This is a genomic window from Marinobacter psychrophilus, from assembly GCF_001043175.1.
In the GTDB taxonomy this organism is placed as follows: Bacteria; Pseudomonadota; Gammaproteobacteria; order Pseudomonadales; family Oleiphilaceae; genus Marinobacter; species Marinobacter psychrophilus.
Genome location: NZ_CP011494.1, coordinates 2,564,081 through 2,583,372 on the forward strand (window position 1 = coordinate 2,564,081; position 19,292 = coordinate 2,583,372).

At 54.5% G+C, this 19,292-nt stretch carries 17 protein-coding genes; 2 read left to right on the top strand and 15 right to left on the bottom strand.

The window, feature by feature from the left end; all coding sequences use genetic code 11:
* From yghU to miaE, 3 genes are all read right to left on the bottom strand, one after another.
* Entirely contained in the window at positions 1 to 879 is an 879-nt protein-coding gene (gene yghU / locus ABA45_RS11525; protein WP_048386253.1) for a glutathione-dependent disulfide-bond oxidoreductase, read from the bottom strand.
* A gap of 77 nt (positions 880 to 956) precedes the next feature.
* The gene (locus ABA45_RS11530) at positions 957 to 1,727 is read right to left on the bottom strand and encodes a ferredoxin--NADP reductase (RefSeq protein ID WP_048386255.1); all 771 of its coding nucleotides are present in this window, start codon (positions 1,725 to 1,727) and stop codon (positions 957 to 959) included.
* A 57-nt stretch (positions 1,728 to 1,784) separates the two neighbouring features.
* Entirely contained in the window at positions 1,785 to 2,486 is a 702-nt protein-coding gene (gene miaE, locus ABA45_RS11535; RefSeq protein ID WP_198146962.1) for a tRNA-(ms[2]io[6]A)-hydroxylase, read from the bottom strand.
* A 196-nt stretch (positions 2,487 to 2,682) separates the two neighbouring features.
* Between miaE and acnB the strand changes: the two genes are divergently transcribed.
* Positions 2,683 to 5,286, top strand: a complete 2,604-nt coding sequence (gene acnB, locus ABA45_RS11540; protein WP_048386257.1) for a bifunctional aconitate hydratase 2/2-methylisocitrate dehydratase — start codon at positions 2,683 to 2,685, stop codon at positions 5,284 to 5,286.
* Between the two features lie 202 nt (positions 5,287 to 5,488).
* Here acnB and putP read toward each other — a convergent pair whose 3' ends face one another.
* From putP to ABA45_RS11600, 12 genes are all read right to left on the bottom strand, one after another.
* Positions 5,489 to 6,979, bottom strand: coding sequence for a sodium/proline symporter PutP (gene putP, locus ABA45_RS11545; protein ID WP_048386258.1), 1,491 nt, complete (start codon positions 6,977 to 6,979; stop codon positions 5,489 to 5,491).
* Positions 6,980 to 7,216: 237 nt separating this feature from the next.
* Entirely contained in the window at positions 7,217 to 10,396 is a 3,180-nt protein-coding gene (putA, locus tag ABA45_RS11550; protein ID WP_048386260.1) for a bifunctional proline dehydrogenase/L-glutamate gamma-semialdehyde dehydrogenase PutA, read from the bottom strand.
* A gap of 256 nt (positions 10,397 to 10,652) precedes the next feature.
* Complete coding sequence (locus ABA45_RS11555; protein WP_048386262.1) at positions 10,653 to 11,426, bottom strand: AraC family transcriptional regulator; 774 nt, start codon at positions 11,424 to 11,426, stop codon at positions 10,653 to 10,655.
* A 99-nt stretch (positions 11,427 to 11,525) separates the two neighbouring features.
* The gene (gene tmk, locus ABA45_RS11560) at positions 11,526 to 12,155 is read right to left on the bottom strand and encodes a dTMP kinase (RefSeq protein WP_048386264.1); all 630 of its coding nucleotides are present in this window, start codon (positions 12,153 to 12,155) and stop codon (positions 11,526 to 11,528) included.
* Positions 12,152 to 13,270 (bottom strand): endolytic transglycosylase MltG, encoded by a 1,119-nt coding sequence (mltG, locus tag ABA45_RS11565; protein ID WP_084708332.1) that lies wholly within the window; start codon positions 13,268 to 13,270, stop codon positions 12,152 to 12,154. The genes tmk and mltG overlap by 4 nt, the downstream gene beginning before the upstream one ends.
* A gap of 5 nt (positions 13,271 to 13,275) precedes the next feature.
* Positions 13,276 to 14,136 (bottom strand): aminotransferase class IV, encoded by an 861-nt coding sequence (locus ABA45_RS11570; protein WP_048386266.1) that lies wholly within the window; start codon positions 14,134 to 14,136, stop codon positions 13,276 to 13,278.
* A gap of 128 nt (positions 14,137 to 14,264) precedes the next feature.
* Entirely contained in the window at positions 14,265 to 14,498 is a 234-nt protein-coding gene (acpP, locus tag ABA45_RS11575; protein ID WP_014871749.1) for an acyl carrier protein, read from the bottom strand.
* A 133-nt stretch (positions 14,499 to 14,631) separates the two neighbouring features.
* The gene (gene fabG / locus ABA45_RS11580) at positions 14,632 to 15,375 is read right to left on the bottom strand and encodes a 3-oxoacyl-ACP reductase FabG (RefSeq protein ID WP_048386268.1); all 744 of its coding nucleotides are present in this window, start codon (positions 15,373 to 15,375) and stop codon (positions 14,632 to 14,634) included.
* 57 nt (positions 15,376 to 15,432) lie between these two features.
* Entirely contained in the window at positions 15,433 to 16,374 is a 942-nt protein-coding gene (gene fabD, locus ABA45_RS11585; protein ID WP_048386269.1) for an ACP S-malonyltransferase, read from the bottom strand.
* Positions 16,375 to 16,536: 162 nt separating this feature from the next.
* The gene (gene plsX, locus ABA45_RS11590) at positions 16,537 to 17,568 is read right to left on the bottom strand and encodes a phosphate acyltransferase PlsX (protein ID WP_048386271.1); all 1,032 of its coding nucleotides are present in this window, start codon (positions 17,566 to 17,568) and stop codon (positions 16,537 to 16,539) included.
* Positions 17,569 to 17,593: 25 nt separating this feature from the next.
* Positions 17,594 to 17,773, bottom strand: coding sequence for a 50S ribosomal protein L32 (rpmF, locus tag ABA45_RS11595; RefSeq protein WP_007351786.1), 180 nt, complete (start codon positions 17,771 to 17,773; stop codon positions 17,594 to 17,596).
* 135 nt (positions 17,774 to 17,908) lie between these two features.
* Positions 17,909 to 18,463, bottom strand: coding sequence for a YceD family protein (locus ABA45_RS11600; protein WP_048386273.1), 555 nt, complete (start codon positions 18,461 to 18,463; stop codon positions 17,909 to 17,911).
* Positions 18,464 to 18,554: 91 nt separating this feature from the next.
* On the opposite strand from ABA45_RS11600, the gene ABA45_RS11605 reads away from it, so the two are divergent.
* The gene (locus ABA45_RS11605) at positions 18,555 to 19,208 is read left to right on the top strand and encodes a Maf family protein (RefSeq protein ID WP_319803521.1); all 654 of its coding nucleotides are present in this window, start codon (positions 18,555 to 18,557) and stop codon (positions 19,206 to 19,208) included.
* The last annotated feature ends 84 nt before the right edge of the window (positions 19,209 to 19,292 follow it).

Genomic DNA, 19,292 nt, shown 5'->3' on the forward strand with positions numbered 1-19,292 from the left:
TCAGGCGCCCCCGCCAGGGTTTGTTTTGTCTTCTGTGCGCAGTTCGAAATCGCTGGCGTGGTGGCGCTCGCGGAGCTGTTTGTGAGGCTCGCCGGTGACTTTATTCACCATACGGCCACGCTGTACCGCCGGGCGCTTTGCCACTTCTGCGGCCCAGCGCAGCACGTGGATATAGCTTTGCGCGTCCAGAAATTCTGCTGCTTCGTAAACCAGATTGTTTACCAGTGCTCCGTACCAGGGCCAAATCGCAATGTCTGCGATGGTGTAGGTGTCACCCGCGATGTAGCGATTGTGCGCCAGCTGCTTATCCAGCACATCCAGTTGGCGCTTTACTTCCATCGCGTAGCGGTCAATCGGGTACTCGTATTTTTCGGGTGCGTAGGCGTAGAAGTGGCCGAAACCTCCGCCCAACATCGGCGTACTGGCCATCTGCCAAAATAGCCAGTTCAGGGTTTCGGTGCGGCCAGCGGCGTCTTCAGGCAACAGTGCGCCAAATTTTTCGGCCAAGTACAACAGCATGGAGCCTGACTCAAACAGCCGCTGCGGCGGTTGCGCAGAGTGGTCCAGCAGCGCCGGAATTTTGGAGTTTGGATTTATCTCGACAAAACCACTGCCAAACTGATCACCCTCGCCAATGTTGATCAGCCAGGCGTCGTATTCGGCATCCACAAAACCCAGTTCCAGCAGTTCCTCCAGCATCACGGTTACTTTTACGCCGTTGGGCGTCGCCAGTGAATACAGTTGGAACGGATGTTTGCCTATCGGCAGCGTCTTATCGTGGGTAGCACCGGCAACCGGCCTGTTAATGTTGGCGAAAGCACCGCCGTTGGCTTTATCCCAAGTCCATACCTTTGGCGGTGTGTAAATGTTGTCTGACATTATTTACCCTCCGAATTGCAAAGTGAATGTGTGGAGCTGGCCGACGCAATCGGCAGCCATAAAACCTTAAGAGAACCTTACTGCTCCACAAACGCCCGCTCGACAACGTAATGCCCCATATCTCCCCCACGAGCTTCTTTGAAGCCCATACTGTTGAGTATGGCGCAGGTGTCTTTGAGCATACTGGGGCTGCCGCAAATCATGAAGCGATCATTCTCGACATTAAGCTCTGACAAGCCCAAATCCTGGGTGATTTTGCCGCTTTCCATAGCGTGTGTCAGCCGCCCGGTGTGGCGAAAAGGTTCGCGGGTTACCGTCGGGTAATACATCAGTTTGCCTTCCACCATTTCACCAAAGAACTCGTTCTGTGGCAGGGCTTCGATTTCATGCTGGTATGCCAATTCGGTAACGTAGCGAACACCGTGAGTTACAATCACTTTATCAAAAGCTTCGTACACGTCCGGATCTTTTACGATGCTCATAAAGGGTGCAAGACCGGTGCCGGTGGCAATCAACCACAGATTTTTTCCTGGCAGCAGGTTATCTAGAATTAGCGTACCGGTAGGCTTACGACTAATAAGAATTTCATCGCCTACTTTTATTTTCTGTAGTCTGGACGTTAGCGGGCCGTCTTGCACTTTGATGGAGAAAAACTCGAGCTCTTCTTCATAATTTGCGCTGGCGATACTGTAGGCGCGCATCAGCGGTTTTCCTTCCGTTTCCAGCCCAATCATCACAAAATGGCCGTTCTTAAAACGGAAGCTGGGATCGCGACTGGTTTTGAAGCTGAACAGAGTATCGTTCCAATGATGCACACTGGTGACGGTTTCTTTAATCAAATTGCTCATTTCACCCTCTTGTGTCAATTCGAGTTAGATAGGAATAGCGTGTTTGTTAGCGAGCGGCTACCTCAGCGGACCGCTGTGAAAACGAAACTCAGAATCTGGCTGTTCAATCAACTCTTGTTCGATGGCCAAAAATACCGCAACTCTGTCGTCAACCGCGCCGCCATTGGCCTGTTCGGCCAAAGCCAGGTAATCGCGATAGTGGCGGGCTTCAGATTTCAGAAGTCCGTTATAAAAATTTGAAAGCTCGATATCAAGATACGGTGCAAGGGTCGCAAAGCGCTCACAGGAACGTGCTTCAATGATGGCGCCTATCACCAGCAAATCGACCAGACGCCCAGGGTCACTGGTGCGCACTGCGGTTCGCAGACCTGCGGCATAACGCGCAGGGGTTAAATGACGATAGCTAACTCCGCGCGCCGTCATCAGAGCCAGAACCTGCTCAAAGTGCCTTAACTCTTCCCGTGCCAATCGCGACATTTTGTGCAGCAGATCGGCGTTATCCACATAACGGTACATCAGGCTGAGCGCTGTGGAAGCTGCTTTTTTCTCGCAGTGGGCGTGGTCAATCAGCAACAAGTCCTGATTCGCCAAAGCATTATCAATCCAGGCCTGAGGCGTCCGACACAACAAAAAGTCGTTAATACTATCATGAGCACCCCTGTGGATACGTTCGTTAGTGCTGTCGATATTAGTCTCGATAGTACTATCGATATTGCTGTCCATAGTGCTGTAAATAGTGCTCTGCAGGGCGTCGTTCATGGCATCCCGAATATTGGATTAAAATTGATGCATCAGTATAGCGCAGCTGACAATTCTCTCCGACCTCTGTTCAATTTAACTTTATAAGGGCTTTCCTATACACTGCAACGCCAGTTTAAAGCCTTTTTACCATAACATTTCCGCCAGGCGCCTTGCGCCAACCAAGCGGAATACTTCAACCGATGAGGGTCAAACCGTGTTAGAAGCCTACCGTGAACACGTTGCCGAGCGTGCAGCTCTGGGTATTCCACCCAAGCCTCTGAACGCCGAACAAACCGCCGCACTGGTGGAACTGCTGAAAAAGCCGTCCGCCCCTGAAAACGAAGACGAAAACGTACTGATTGACCTGTTGGAAAACCGTGTTCCGCCCGGGGTGGATGAAGCCGCCTATGTAAAAGCCGCGTTCCTGACCGCCCTTGTGAAAGGCGAAGCCAATTCCCCAGCGATTAACAACGGCAAAGCAATTCAGTTGCTTGGAATGATGCAGGGCGGCTATAACATTACCACCCTGGTAGACCTGTTAGACGATCCCGAACTGGCCGAACCCGCCGGCATTCAGCTCAAACACACTCTGTTGATGTTCGACGCTTTCAACGACGTGAAAGTAAAAATGGACGCTGGCAACGCCGTCGCCAAAGACGTGATTGAATCGTGGGCTAACGCTGAATGGTTCACCAAGCGTAACAAAGTTGCCGACAGCATCAAAATGGTGGTGTTTAAAGTCACCGGCGAGACCAACACCGACGACCTGTCACCAGCACCCGATGCCTGGTCACGTCCTGACATTCCGTTGCATTCCCGCGCTGCTTATAAAATGACCCGCGATGGCCTGAGCCCCGAAGAACACGGTGTTACCGGCCCCATGAGCCAGATTGCCGACATCAGCGCCAAAGGCCTGCCCGTTGCTTTCGTAGGCGACGTTGTAGGTACCGGCTCTTCCCGTAAATCCGCCACCAACTCGGTGCTGTGGTTCTTCGGTGACGACATCCCAGGCGTGCCGAACAAGCGCGGCGGCGGTGTGTGTATCGGCAACAAAGTTGCCCCTATCTTCTTCAACACCATGGAAGACGCTGGCGCGCTGGTATTCGAAGCGCCGGTTGACGACATGAACATGGGCGACGTAATTGATATCCGCCCGTACGAAGGCAAAATTCTGAACGAAAACGGCGATGTAATCGCTGAATTCGGTTTCAAGTCTGACGTGATTCTGGACGAAGTTCAGGCTGGCGGCCGTATTCCGCTGATCATCGGCCGCGGCCTGACCACCAAGGCCCGTGAAACACTGGGCCTGGGCGCTACCGACATCTTCCGCCTGCCAGACGACCCTGAAGTTGGCACCAAGGGTTTCACCCTCGCGCAAAAAATGGTCGGCAAAGCCTGCGGACTGGAAGAAGGCCAAGGCGTTCGCCCCGGCACCTACTGCGAGCCGAAAATGACCACCGTGGGTTCCCAAGACACCACCGGCCCGATGACCCGTGACGAATTGAAAGATCTGGCGTGCCTGGGCTTCCAGGCCGACCTGGTCATGCAGTCATTCTGCCACACAGCCGCTTACCCCAAGCCGATTGACGTGGAAATGCAGCACACCATGCCAGACTTCATGCGTACCCGCGGCGGTGTTTCTCTGCGCCCGGGCGACGGCATCATCCACTCGTGGCTGAACCGCATGCTGCTGCCCGACACTGTAGGCACCGGTGGTGATTCCCACACCCGTTTTCCTATGGGCATTTCCTTCCCGGCCGGTTCTGGCTTGGTCGCGTTTGCCGCTGCCACCGGCGTTATGCCGCTGGACATGCCGGAATCAATACTGGTGCGTTTCAAAGGCGAACTGCAGCCCGGCATTACCCTGCGTGACCTGGTGCACGCCATTCCCCTTTATGGCATCAAGCAAGGCATGCTGACCGTAGAGAAGAAAGGCAAGATCAACGAATTCTCTGGCCGCGTGCTGGAAATCGAGGGTCTAGAGCACCTGACTGCAGAGCAGGCGTTCGAGCTGTCTGACGCGTCTGCCGAGCGCTCCGCTGCTGGCTGCACCATCAACTTGTCAGAAGAGTCGGTGGCCGAGTATCTGCGTTCCAACATCACCATGCTGCGCTGGATGATTGCCGAAGGTTATGGCGACGCGCGAACTCTGGAGCGTCGTGCCCAGGGTATGGAAGCCTGGCTGGCCAAGCCTGGCCTGATGCGCGCCGATTCCGACGCCGAGTACGCTCACATCATCGAAATTGATCTGGCCGATATCAAAGAGCCGATCGTGTGCTGCCCGAACGATCCGGACGACGCCCGCATTCTGTCCGATGTCGCCGGCGACAAGGTCGACGAAGTGTTCATCGGTTCGTGCATGACCAACATCGGTCACTTCCGCGCCGCCGGCAAACTGCTGGAGCAGAACAAAGAACCCCTGAAAGTCCGCCTCTGGATGTCTCCGCCCACCAAGATGGACGAGTCCCAGCTGATGGAAGAAGGCTACTTCAAAATCTACGGCGACGCCGGTGTGCGTACCGAGATGCCGGGCTGTTCGCTGTGCATGGGTAACCAGGCGCGGGTAGGCGCTGGCACCACCGTATTGTCTACTTCCACCCGTAACTTCCCCAACCGTTTGGGCGATGGTGCAAACGTGTACCTGACTTCAGCGGAACTGGCGTCAGTAGGTGCGATTCTGGGCAAACTGCCAACACCGGCAGAGTACATGGAGTACGCCAAAAACCTGAACAGTATGTCGAAAGAGATCTACAACTACCTGAGCTTTGACAAGATGGACAACTACACCAGCAAAGCTGCAGAAGCCGATATCGCTTAAGCCTTTGTAAGGAACAAACCGGGTATCAAGCCGGAGACCAAGCCAAACAGGGGACAGATTTGAAATCTGTCCCCTATTCTGGGAACGCCAGCCTGAGAGCTGGCGTTTTTTATGCCCAAACACAAAAAAAAGAGGCTCCCGAAGGAGCCCCTTTTATCACCAATCGGGGACAGATTTGAAATCAGCCCCTGATCCTCTTCGTTTACCGCTCGATGTGCTGATATTCACCGGTATCAGCCGTCATGCTACTAACAGCCATGATCGCAATCCAGGAAGCGACAAAGCCAGGAATGATCGCGTAAACACCCGGACCACCCATGAACTCACCGCCCCAGCCCAGTGAAATCCAGACCATAACAGTAACCGCACCCACAACCAGACCAGCAATGGCACCGGTACCGTTAGTGCGCGGCCACATCAGCGACAGCAGAATCAGCGGGCCGAACGCTGCACCAAAGCCTGCCCAGGCGTTACTGACCAGTCCCAAAACCTGAGAGTCGGGATCAGATGCAATAAACGCAGCAATCAGTCCAACCAGAACCACACAAACACGACCAATGTTCACACACTCGCGATCAGTTGCTTCTTTGCGCAGGAACAGGCGATAGAAGTCTTCAGTCAAAGAAGACGAGGACACCAGAAGCTGGCTGGAAATGGTGCTCATAACCGCAGCCAACAGCGCAGCATAAAGGAAACCCGTAATCAGCGGGTGGAACAGCAGGTCAGACAAGATGATAAAGAGCGTTTCCGGATCATCGATCTCTATACCATTGCGCACGGCATAAGCCCGGCCAAAGACACCCAGAGAAATGGCACCAATCAGCGAAATAGCCATCCAGCCCATACCAATGTTACGGGCAATCGGAACATCTTTAAGGGTACGAATAGCCATAAAGCGCACGATGATATGAGGCTGACCAAAATAACCCAAGCCCCAGGTAACCGCAGAAAGCCATCCAACAAAGGTCAGCCCTTCTGTCCAGGACAAGAGCGTGGGGTCGATTTCATTCAAGGTCTGAGCCGCTTGCGTATAACCGCCACCGCCTTCACCAAAGAGCACAACCGCCGGCATAAGAACCAGCGCCAGCATCATGATGACGCCCTGAACAAAGTCAGTCATGCTCACTGCCAGGAATCCACCGATAACCGTGTACACCAGCACCACGCCCAGTGTAATGATAATACCCACGGCGTAGTCGTTCAGGCCACCGAAGTTGAAAATGCCGGAAAACGCACTTTCGAACAGCTTACCGCCAGCAACCAGGCCAGACGCGGTGTAAACGGCGAAGAAGATAACGATGACGATTGCCGACACCGTGCGCAATGACAGCGCCTGAGTCGGGAACCGATTTGCCAGAAAGGATGGAATGGTAATGGCATTACCATAATGAACCGTTTGTTCGCGCAATCGGGGCGCAACAAGCGTCCAGTTTACGAACGCGCCCACAAACAGGCCAATACCGATCCAGGCTGAGGCCAAACCAGATACGTACAACGCACCCGGAAGACCCAGAAGTAACCATCCGCTCATGTCCGAAGCGCCAGCCGAAAGGGCCGCCACCTTTGGACTGAGCGATCGCCCGCCCAACATGTAATCTTCGGATGAGGACGTAGATGTGCGCATCGCATAAATGCCGATAGCAATCATGAGCGCAAAATAACCAATTAGACTGATCCAAACGCCAATAGCCATGAAACTCCTCCAGTTCAAATAGGACGGAATTAACTCCGACCGTTCGGCGCACTCACCCGGTAAATTCAGATGGTCGCACCGTTTGTTTTTTTACTTTCTTTGTTTTCGCCTGATAAAGCTCGACTACCTACAACGTATGCCTCGACATCACAACACTTACTGCCTCCCTAGGGTTTTTTTTCATTTTTCCGTTTCGTGCTGTTTCCATTCCCTATTGATTTAAGAGCATCTCACCCCTCAAACCTGTTCAATACCCAGCGACAACAACGATGCGTTACCGCCTACCGCTGTGGTGTTAATCGTGCGAGTACGTTCGATAGCGAAACGTAACACGTAGTGTGGGCCACCCGCTTTCGGGCCAGTGCCAGACAACCCGCGCCCACCAAATGGTTGCACCCCAACCACCGCACCAATTTGGTTACGGTTGACGTAGCAATTGCCCACTTTTACCCGGCGTTCGATGTAGGCGGCGGTGGATTCGCTACGGCTGTGAATGCCCAGGGTAAGGCCGTAACCGGTGGCGTTGATTTCGTCAATAACGTTGTCGAGCTGTTCTGCCTCGTAACGTACTACGTGCAAAATGGGACCGAAATGCTCGCCGTTCAGATCGTTAATGCTGTTAATACCGTAGGCAGACGGAACTACAAAATAGCCAGCGGAACAATCACTTGGCAACTCTTTGCGCCCAATCAACCGAGCGTTGGCGTCAAGATTGACCAAGTGTTTCTCAAGATTCTCTTTGGCTTTCTGGTCGATCACCGGGCCCACGTCAGTGCTGTGGCTTTGCGGATTACCGACCACCAGCTCACTCATAGCGCCCGCCAAAAGGGTTTCCATGCGATCGGCTACGTCTTGCTGAACGTAAAGAACCCGCAGTGCTGAACAGCGTTGACCTGCACTAGCGAACGCAGACTGCACTACGTCGCGAACAACCTGTTCGGGTAAGGCGCTGCTGTCAACAATCATCGCGTTCTGGCCGCCGGTTTCGGCAATCAGAGGCACAATAGCACCGCTGCGCTGCGCCAGCGTGCAGTTCAAAAAATGTGCAACCTGGGTCGAACCGGTAAAGCAGACGCCGGCAATGCGTGAATCTGGCGTCAGCACCTTACCGAGTTTGGCGCCGTCGCCCGGCAAGAACTGCAGCACATTGGCCGGGAAACCGGCTTCCAGCATCAGCTCCATTCCACGCATGGCCACTAGACTGGTCCGCTCTGCGGGTTTTGCAATCACGGTATTGCCCGCTACCAGAGCCGCCATAATTTGGCCCGTGTAAATAGCCAGCGGAAAGTTCCAGGGACTGATGCACAGGAAAACGCCGCGGCCTTCCATGTACAGCTCGTTACTTTCCCCGGTGGGCCCTGGCAGTGCGATGGCCTTGGCAAAGCGGGCACGGCCATCGCTGGCGTAGTAGCGGCAGAAATCGACGGCTTCACGCACTTCGTCAATACCGTCCTGCATGGTTTTTCCAGCTTCTTGGCAGCACAGAGCCATCAGCTCTTCCATGTGCTTTTCCATCAGGTTCGCGAACGTTTCAAGACACAGGGCGCGCTCTTCAACCGGGCGTTCATTCCATTTTCGGAAGCCGGCAAAGGCCACTTTTAGTGCGTCTTCCGCGTGTTTTTCATTAGCCCAAACGACGTCGCCTACCCGTTTGCTTCGGTCATAAGGCGCGCGCACTTCGGTTTTATCGCCGTCGCTGCGGCGCTCGCCGTTAATGACCGGGCAAGCATGCCAACGGGTGCTGTTCCACTTCTGCAGATTGTTTATTAACGGCTCTAGCTGGGATGCCACGTGAATATTAATGCCGCGCGAATTACGGCGCTGCTCGCCAAAAATATCCATAGGCCGAGGAATGCGACTGTTCGCCAGCGAGTCGTATTTCTGCAGTTCCTGCACCGGGTTTTGCACCAGGTGTTCAATCGGTGTACTGGCATCTACCAAGCGATGTACAAATGAGGAGTTGGCGCCATTTTCCAGCAACCGGCGAACCAGATACGGCAGTAGATCTTTATGGGCACCCACCGGGGCATAGATACGAACCGGAATGTCGTGTTCTTGGAGAATGCTGTTGTACAGAGCGTCACCCATACCGTGCAGGCGCTGGAACTCAATTTTGCGATTGCGCTTCTTGGCCATAGCCAGAACCGCCGCAACGGTGTGTGCGTTATGACTCGCAAGCTGCGGGTACAGAGCACCCTGAGTGTAATCACTCAACAAAAACCGCAGGCACGCCAGATAGGACGTGTCGGTGGCTTCTTTGCGAGTGAATACCGGATAGCTTTCAATGCCCATTTGCTGGCACATCTTGATTTCAGTGTCCCAGTAGGCGCCTTTCACCAAGCGAATGGGAATTTCGTCACCGGTTTCCTTCGCCAGCTTGGTCAGCCAACACAGCGCCGGCAGAGCGCGCTTTGAGTAGGCCTGAATAACCAAGCCGAAACCGCCCCAGCCGGATGCAGCCGGTGACGTCAGGATTTTCTCAAACAGCTTCAGTGACAACTCCAGCCGGTCCATTTCTTCGGCGTCTATGGTGATAGACACGTCTTTGTCACGGGCAAACTGCACAAGGTCGCACACGGTACGGTATAGCTCGGTGAGCACCCGGTGTTCCTGGGAAACTTCATAACGTGGATGCAGGGCTGACAGCTTGATGGAAATCGACGGCCGCGGAGCGTTATCTTGCGGATCAGGATCGTTGCCCACCGCCTCAATCGCCTGTAAGTACTCTTTAAGGTAGAGATTAGCATCGTCTTGCGCCATCGCGGCTTCGCCGAGCATGTCGAAGGAATAGCTGTAACCCAGCTTGCGGTCATCACGGGCCTGTTTCAGAGCTTCGTTGATGTCACGGCCCAATACAAACTGCTTGCCCATAATGGCCATGGCTTGGTTCATAGCGCCGCGAATCACTGGCTCGCCGCTGCGTTTAACCAAGCGGTTCCAGACGTTCGACGGTGAACCATCAAGGCGCTTGTCCATCTTGACCACACGACCGGTCAGCATCAAACCCCAAGTGGAGGCGTTAACCAGCGTCGATTCACTGCGCCCAACGTGTTTTTTCCAGTCAGCGCTCAACATTTTGTCTTTGATCAGCGCATCGGCCGTGTGCTTGTCCGGAATACGCATCAATGCTTCCGCCAAACACATCAACAGGATACCTTCCTCGGTATCTAGGCTGTATTCCTGAAGCAGCGCGTCAATCATGTGAACGGCGCCGTCTTGCGCGCGCACTTTCTCAATCAGCGACCTGGCTGTATCGGTTATCGCCTTGTGCTCGGAGGCGTCACTCTGTGCAAGCGGTATCAGCTCTTTCAGATAGGCGGCTTCGTCTACCTGATAGTTTTCCGTTAATCCCTGCCAGAAGAAGGAACGCGGCTGCTCTTGAAACGCCGGCTCCAGAACCTTACTCGCACGAAACATAAAGACACCTCTGCCAAAAATGGATACCCCGGGAGCAAGTTTGTCTCCAATTCAGGCACACCAAAAAAATCGATAGGCTGTTTATCAATACCAATAGTCATACATTAGTATTACTACGGATCTCGATCTTGCAAATTTCTACTGTTTATTTACAAAATCCTGCGGAAATAGACTTCGCTCACTAAAAACCCGAAAAATAAGACGCCATTGGGGGAAATTAAAGGAAAACGGAAGGAAAACAGAAGGGAATCGGAGCTTAACGCCGCGCACGCAGAGCACTCGCGGTCGTTCCGCGGTACTTTTTCAACGCGTTAGCCAATGCGCTTTGAGAAGAAAATCCGGTGCGGTGGCTAATTTCAGACACAGACAGTGGCGTTCTCTCAAGCAGTTTCGAGGCTTGATCGAGTCGGATTTGCAACAGAAATTGGTGCGGTGTGGTGCCGGTACTCTGACGGAACAGATCGTGAAAGCGGCTGGCACTCAGGCAAGAAACAGCAGCCATGTCTCGAACGCCGATGTCACGATGCAGATTTTCAAGCAAAAAACGGCGCACCATGTCTGGGTTCACAGCGTTGCGCAGCGGCGCAGGTTGGCGCGGCGTTTCTGCCAGGCGCTGAGCCAGGCAATGCAGAATCGTCCCCGCGAAGTGCTGGTGCAGTGAGCTGTTTTCCGGAGCCCGGTCAAGCTCGTCTGCGGCAAACTGCACCAGGCCCTGAAGGCGGTTGTCCAAGCTCAGAGTGCTGGGTTGCCGGAACAGAGGCTTCAGGCGTTGATAGTGGCGGTGAGCATTACTGCCAACGCTTGGCATATAAGGATCAACATCGATCACCAGTACATGATTACGCTGGTCGCCGCTGTAATCATGGCGCACATCCGTGGGAACCAGGCACGCTCGCCAGGCATCAATGTGGGACGCATTGCCGTCAACGAACAGATCAGCTTCCCCCTGCACACCCACAACCACCTGATGATGTTCGTGGCGATGCTGGTGCGAAGCGGTAGGCAGTTTCAACAGCGTTGCGTTCAGCATAAGTTCCGCTCTTAGACGCGGATTAGCGCCTTTCGGGATTCACTCGTGTGCACGGAGTATTCGCGTACCCCTAAAGTAAAGCAGTCATCGCGCCAATATTCAAAGAATGGCTATGTCTTGACACAAGCGTTTCACATCGGCACTGACCCGCGCCAGCGGTTGGCCGGCGTCAACAATGTGATAACGCTGAGGTTCGCGACGGGCACGCTGCAAATAGGTCGCACGAATGCGGTCGAAGAATTCAACGGTTTCCTGTTCAAACCGGTCCAATTCTCCACGCTTGCGGGCGCGAGCCATACCAGTTTCCACTGGCGCATCGAGCAGCACAATATGGTCAGGGCGAAGCTCGCCCTGCACTAGGGTTTCCAGCAATCCGATACGCTCGGCAGGCGTGCCGCGGCCACCGCCCTGGTAAGCGAAGGTTGCATCGGTAAAACGGTCACACAGCACCCACTGTCCGGCGGTGAGCGCCGGCAGTATACGTGTATGCAGGTGCTGGGCACGAGCGGCGAACATCAGTAGCAGCTCGGTCAGCTCATGCACCGGTTCATCCCGCGGCGCCAGAAGCAGCTCACGAATCGCCTCGGCCATCGGTGTACCGCCGGGCTCGCGAGTGACCAGGACATTTATACCCGCAGCGCGCAAGCTGGCCGCAGCAATGGCCAACTGGGTGGACTTCCCCATCCCTTCAGTGCCTTCAAAAGTTATAAAACGGCCCCGCTGACTCATGGCTGTTTTTCCTGTACTTCCTGATGTGCGGAACTGCTCTCGGTGGCGTCCTCCTCGGGCGCAACGGGCGCCGGAGACGACCGGTAATCACTACGCCGGTTCAGCTGGAACTGCCGAACTGCACGCTGGTGTTGAGCCAGAGTATGGGAAAACGTGTGCGTGCCATCACCGCGAGCCACGAAAAACAGCGCTTTACCATCAGCGGGATGCAGAGCTGCGTGAATAGCTTCGCGACCGGCCAGGGCAATGGGCGTGGGCGGCAGGCCGTCAATTCGGTAAGTGTTGTAAGGCGTGTGCGTCTGCAGATCTTTACGAGTAATACGGCCTTTATACTGGTCACCCATGCCATAAATTACCGTTGGGTCGGTTTGCAGGCGCATGCCCTTATGCATGCGCCGCACAAACACGCCAGCTACCTGCTTACGCTCGTGCGCTGCGCCGGTTTCACGCTCGACAATAGACGCCATAATCAGAGCTTCATAAGGCGTTTTGTAGGGCAAATCCGCGGCCCGCGCAGCCCACTCCTCCGCCAGCACGCTCTGCATACGGTCGAACGAGCGCTGCAGCACATCAAGGTCAGAGTTGCTGCTGATAAACAAATAGGTATCGGGGAAAAACCAACCTTCGGGATGCTCGCCTTCGGCACCTACAGCCGTCATGATTTCAGCGTTGCTCCAGTCTGCTGTTTTTTGTTGCAGGCGCGGAGCCGCGGCCAGCGCCTTGCGCGCATCGGCAAAGGTCCAACCTTCGATAAATTGCAGCGCCCAGTGCTTGGTGTCGCCGTCAATCATCATTTGCAGCATGTTTTTCGGGCTTTGGCCGTCTATAAATTCATACTCACCGGCCTTAACCAAGGTTTGCTGCGGATGCAACTTGCCGTATACCCGCAACCACAGGCTATCGGGCACCAGGTTCTGTTGCTCCAATTGCCGCGCCACCTGACTAAAAGCGGTACCTTGGGGTACGGCGAACAATTGCGGCTGTTCCAGCTGGCTTGGCAGATCCAGAGTTTCCAGGCCTTGGGACACCCACAGCGCCGTCCCGGAAGCTGTCAGCATCGCCGCTCCCAGCATCATTAGAATTAATTTATTCAACAAGGACAGTTTTTTAAACAAGGAATCTATTCCAAAGTGGTCAGCAGGTCACAGATTGTCGCAAGTCCGCCGGTGACAGGCAAATGAGCATCAGCCAATTGATAAACCGGCACCACACCCAGCACGCTACTGAGCAAATACAGACCTTCGCAGGCGGGCACCCTAAGGTCAGCCAGCCCGAGCGAACGCTCCAATACCGGTTCACCGCGGCGGCGCAGGCAATCCAGCACCCACTGGCGCATCACACCGTCTACCGCCAGAGCCGTTGCCGGCGGCGTTATCCATCCGGCAGTGGTCTTTGCCAGTAGATTGGTTCTTGTGCCCTCTACCAAACAATCGTTGTGATCACGCATGATCAACTCGAAAACCCCATCGGTCAGTTCACGAGCCGCCATCACCTGCTCCAGGCGATTCAGGGTTTTCATACCAGCCAACTGTGGATTAACCGTTAATCTTTGCCGTGCAATATCCGCGACCACGCCCGTTGCGGGCGGCAGTGGTGGCAACAGCCCGGCGCTGATCAGTAACTGCGGGCGGCTGTTACTGTCTGGGCGATAGCCGCGCCCGCCCGGGCCACGGCTAAGAATCAACTTCAGCACCCAGCCACCTTGCCCGGGCCAACCGTCTTCCCCAGAATGGGCGTCAGATTTTTCACCAAAACCCGGAGCATAGCGTTCCGCCGCCAATTGGCAGGCGCGGCTCAGGGCATCGTGGGTAACCGTAATACCCAGGCGTTCGGCATCTGCTAGCAGTCGGCGCTGATGGCGGCCCAGCAGTGCACCACGCTGGCCCTGCATGCGAATGGTTTCGAACAGTCCATCACCGTAGGTCAGCCCGCGGTCATTTGCCGCCAGCCCGCCCTCTTCCGCCCAAACAACATTCACCACCTGCCAGCTCCCACTTTCGATTCTTTCTCTTTTTCCGCTTCCGCCTACGAGCCGATTTTGGCTAATAAAAAAGCCGCACCTCGAATTACCAAGAGCGGCTTTTTTACTGCCTATCGAACGTCAGCGTATCAGGTGTGCGATACGATGTAGTCGATGGCATTCTGAACGCTGGCCAGCTTTTCGGCTTCTTCGTCAGGAATTTCAGTTTCGAATTCCTCTTCCAACGCCATAACCAGCTCAACGGTGTCCAGTGAGTCAGCGCCCAGATCTTCAACAAAAGAAGATGAGTTTTGAACTTCGGACTCTTTAACGCCCAACTGCTCACAAACAATCTTCTTAACGCGCTCTTCAACTGTACTCATAATGTCCTCACTTTGTGTGTCAACCAAGCAACCAATTGCTGCCAGTTTAGTGTAAAGCCTAACTGCAAACAAGCAGCGGCTGTTGGTAACCAATTGTGCGCCAAGGGTTTACCGCACATGCCCGACTGCGGGCTTAACCCATGTACATACCGCCATTTACGTGAATGGTTTCACCCGTCACATAGGCAGCTGCATTTGATGCCAGAAACGCGACGACTGCCGCGACTTCTTCCGGCTCACCCAAACGACCCGCAGGAATAACGTTCAGCATAGCGTCACGCTGACTGTCGTCCAGTTTACGGGTCATATCAGTATCAATAAACCCGGGAGCCACACAGTTGGCCGTAATTCCACGGGCAGACATTTCTTTTGCCAGGCTTCTGGTAAACCCCTCAACACCGGCCTTGGCCGCGCAGTAGTTACCTTGACCCGCATTGCCCATACTGGCAACGACCGAGCTGATATTAATCACTCGGCCCCAGCGCGCTTTTGCCATGCCACGCAGTACCGCTTTACTGGTGCGGTATACGCTGGTCAAGTTGGTTTCCAGCACATCGGCCCAGTCATCATCTTTTAAACGTAATAAAAGATTATCACGGGTAATACCGGCGTTATTGACCAGAATCAGCGGAGTGCCAGATTTTTCGGCGATTATTTTCAAACCGTCTTCAATACTCTTCAAGTCGGCAACGTTCATCACCAAACCGTAGCCTTTGAAGCCCCCGGCCTGCAATTCAGCGCTGATCGATTCAGCACCTGCGGTGGTTGTGGCGGTACCGATTACTTCGGCACCCTGCTCTGCCAAAGCCCGGGCCACGGCCTTACCAATTCCCCGGGTAGCACCGGTAACCAGTGCAACTTTGCCTTCCAGAGACATGCAATGCTTCCTTATTCAGAACGAATTTAGAGTTGAATAATCAACAGATTCAGCCTGCTATCCGGCTTTAGGAAACGCCGCCAGTGCTTTTTTCAAGTTGGCTTCGTCTTCAATATGATATACCGCCAAATCACGATCTATGCGTTTGATCAGCCCTGCCAGTACTTTTCCGCTACCGCATTCAACGGCCACTTCTACACCATTATCAACCAGAGTGCGCACCGAATCGGTCCAGAGTACTGGCGAATAGAGCTGTTGCAAAAGGTTTGACTTAAGCTTGGCGGAATCAGTCTCGGCCGCGGCGTTAACATTTTGTATAACAGGTACACGGGCGTCACTGAACCTTACGGCGTCTAAGGCTTCTGCCAGTTCTTCAGCCGCGCCTTTCATAAGCGCGCAATGTGATGGCACACTGACCGGAAGTACCATCGCCTTACGCGCACCTTTTTCTTTACAGGCTTCAATCGCGCGATCGACAGCGGCGGTATTACCGGCAATAACCACTTGGCCCGGAGCGTTAAAATTCACCGCCGATACCACATGCCCTTGAGCCGCACTGGCACAAGCCGCAATTACGTCGGCGGGTTCCAGGCCAAGAATAGCCGCCATTTTACCTTCACCGGCGGGCACCGCTTCTTGCATAAGTTCGCCGCGCAGCCGCACCAGCTTAACGGCCTCCACAAAATCCAGGCTCTCGGCTGCGACCAATGCGCTGTATTCACCCAGGCTGTGACCGGCGAAAAAATCCGGCACAACACCACCTTCAACACACCACTGACGCCACAGAGCCACGCTCGCGGTTAGTAATGCAGGCTGCGTAATCATGGTCTGATTCAGCTCTTCAACCGGACCTTTCTGGCACAGCTGCCATAAGTCATAACCCAACACGTTCGACGCATCGTCAAAGGTTTTGTTAATAATGGGCCAAGTCTCGGCGACTGCAGACAACATGCCGATAGACTGAGAACCCTGGCCGGGGAAAATAAAGGCTGATTTCATAGGGCGAATCTTATCGTCTTTAGAGGTTTGCGGAAGTTAGCCATTAGTGCAAGCCAAGTCGTACATGCCGGAGTGGCTATGAGTGCTTGGCCAGTACCGGGCAAAATCAATTTAGCCGCAGTTTAGCCTATGCGCCAGGCCAACGCAGATTCTGCGACTTGATTATAACAGGATTTCATCAAGCCGTTCGTTAATGCGCCGGGGTACCTCGCACTCAACCTCACGCACTGCCAGGCGAACCGCTGCCAGCACAGCACGCTCATTGGCATTACCGTGGCTTTTAACCACTACCCCCTGCAAGCCAAGCAAACTGGCTCCGTTGTGACGCGACGGATCAATTAGCCGCAACAGTTTCCGCAGCAGCGGCTTAGCCAGCAAGCCCACGAAACGCCCATACAACGAGCGCGTGAACGCCTGCTCTAACAGCTCAATTAACAGCCCGGCCACACCTTCGCCGGTTTTCAGGGCGATATTACCGACAAAACCGTCGCACACCACGACATCGGCAACATCACGGAACAGGTCGCTGCCCTCCACGTAGCCAATGTAGTTAATGGTATCGCTCTGGGCCAGTAAGTGGGATGCAAGGCGCACCTGTTCATTGCCTTTGATCTCTTCTTCACCCACGTTCAAAAGTGCCACACGGGGTTCAGACTTGCCGGCTACAGCGGAGGCCAACAAAGACCCCATAAGCGCGTGCTGGTAAAGATTTTCAGCGCTGGCGTCTACGTTGGCGCCGAGGTCTAGCACGTAGCAGCGACCCCTTAACGACGGTATCAGTTTCGCGATCGCGGGGCGCTCGATACCCGGATACATGCCAATGATACTGCGCCCAAAACCCATCAGAGCTCCGGTGTTGCCGGCACTAACGCAACCGCCGGCTTTACCCTCGGCAACCAGGCGCACAGCCACTGCCATCGATGAGTTTCGCCTGTGGCGCAGGGCGAACGATGGGCGGTCATTCATTCGCACTACGTCAGCCGCTTCCTCAACACGGATGCGACTGTGACCCTGTGGCGCACTCTTTAACAACAAAGCCTCGAGCTCGCTCTGGATTCCCACCAGAATGATGCTCAAGGCTTTATTTTCGTGCACTGCCTGAACCGCCGCCGAAACAGTCACCGCAGGCCCGCGATCACCGCTCATGGCGTCAATCGCAATTGTGACAGGCTTTACCGTGTGTGTTTCAAGCATAGATCAAAGCCATTCCGTAACGGAATTACTCGTCGCGCGCTTCAATTACCTGCTTACCACGGTAGAAGCCGTCAGGCGACACGTGGTGGCGGCGATGTACTTCACCAGTAGTAACGTCGGTAGACAGCGCAGTGGCGCTCAACGCGTCGTGTGAACGACGCATGCCACGCCTGGAACGGGTTTTACGACTCTTCTGTACAGCCATGATTCAACTCCTGACCTGTAAACGCAATCCTGAGCTAAAACGCTGCAAGTCATGCGTATGGTTAATAATGAAAATGAAATGCACTGAAAACCGATTTTAAAACAATGATTCAGAAATATCGTTCAAAAAAAGTTTTCAATGCTTCGTGTTCTTCAGACCCGCCAGCACACTGAACGGATTCTCGGCGGATTTTCTGGCCGGCTTTTCTGCATTGCCGCCAGGCTCCAAGGCTTCAAGATCTTCCCGCGCCGGGCACTCTTCGCGCTCATGGAGCGGGAACGGCGGCAGCACCAACAACAGTTCGTCTTCAACCATCAACCAGAGGTTCGCGTTGAAGTCGTTTGTCAAAAACGGTTCGAGGCTCTGCGGTAGCCGTTGCGCCTGCTCGTCGCTGGTTACTAGCCCCAACTCAAAGTGTGAACGCAACGTTACCTGCATTGGCCCCATGCAACGCTGACACTGCAGCTGTACCGGAGCCGCCAGCTCTCCACTTACGACACGGCGACGTTCAGGGTCCATCCGAAAGGACAGACGAACGCTGCAAACAGCGTTGTCATCCAGGCCCATAACGGCCTCGCGGAAACGCAATAGGGCCCCGGTAGGCACTTCGCCTTCCAGAACCGTATGCTGTTCCGCCAACTTGTATGGATCGACGGATTTGGGTAGCTTGGGATTTATCGCATTTGACATAGGCGCGCAATTCTAGGGGCGACATGGCCCCGTGTCAAAGACTTCGTCGGCTTTTGGCCGGGTTTTACAGATAGCCCAACAAGGATACACCATGGTAAACGCATCTTCACCCCGCAGCGACCACGCCAAGCAAACCGACAATGACGCTATGCCCACCCTGATACTGGCGTCGTCTTCGCCTTGGCGGCGGGAGCTGCTTCAGCGCCTGGGCCTGAATTTCGACTGTGAAAGCCCGAATATTGATGAAAGCCCGGCCAACGGCGAAGTACCGCAAGAACTGGCTTTACGCCTGGCCCGGCAAAAGGCCGAAGCCCTGGCTGAACGCTACCCGCACCACTGGATTATCGGCTCGGACCAGGTCGCCTGTCTGGCCAATGGCGAACTGCTCGACAAACCCGGAACACACAGCAACGCTGTGAGCCAGCTCATCCGCAGCAGCGGGCAACAGGTCTCTTTTTATACCAGCCTGTATTTATTAGACAGCTCTAACGGCGCCAGCCAGCAGCATTGCGAGCCATTCAGCGTGCAGTTCCGCTCCCTGAGCCTGGCGGAAATAGAAGCCTACTTGCGCCGCGAGCAACCCTACCAGTGCGCTGGCGCCTTTATGATGGAAGGCCTCGGAATCACTTTGTTCGATAGTCTGAAGGGGCAAGACCCAAACGCGCTGATTGGCTTGCCCCTGATTGCTCTCAACCGAATGCTCATTAACTGGCACTGCAACCCGCTGCTGCAAAACGCCCGCTAACGCGTGAGTGCCAGCGTATTAACGCAGGCTTTCAAACTCAACATTTATTAACGCAACTCTTTACCGCAACTCTTTACCGCAACT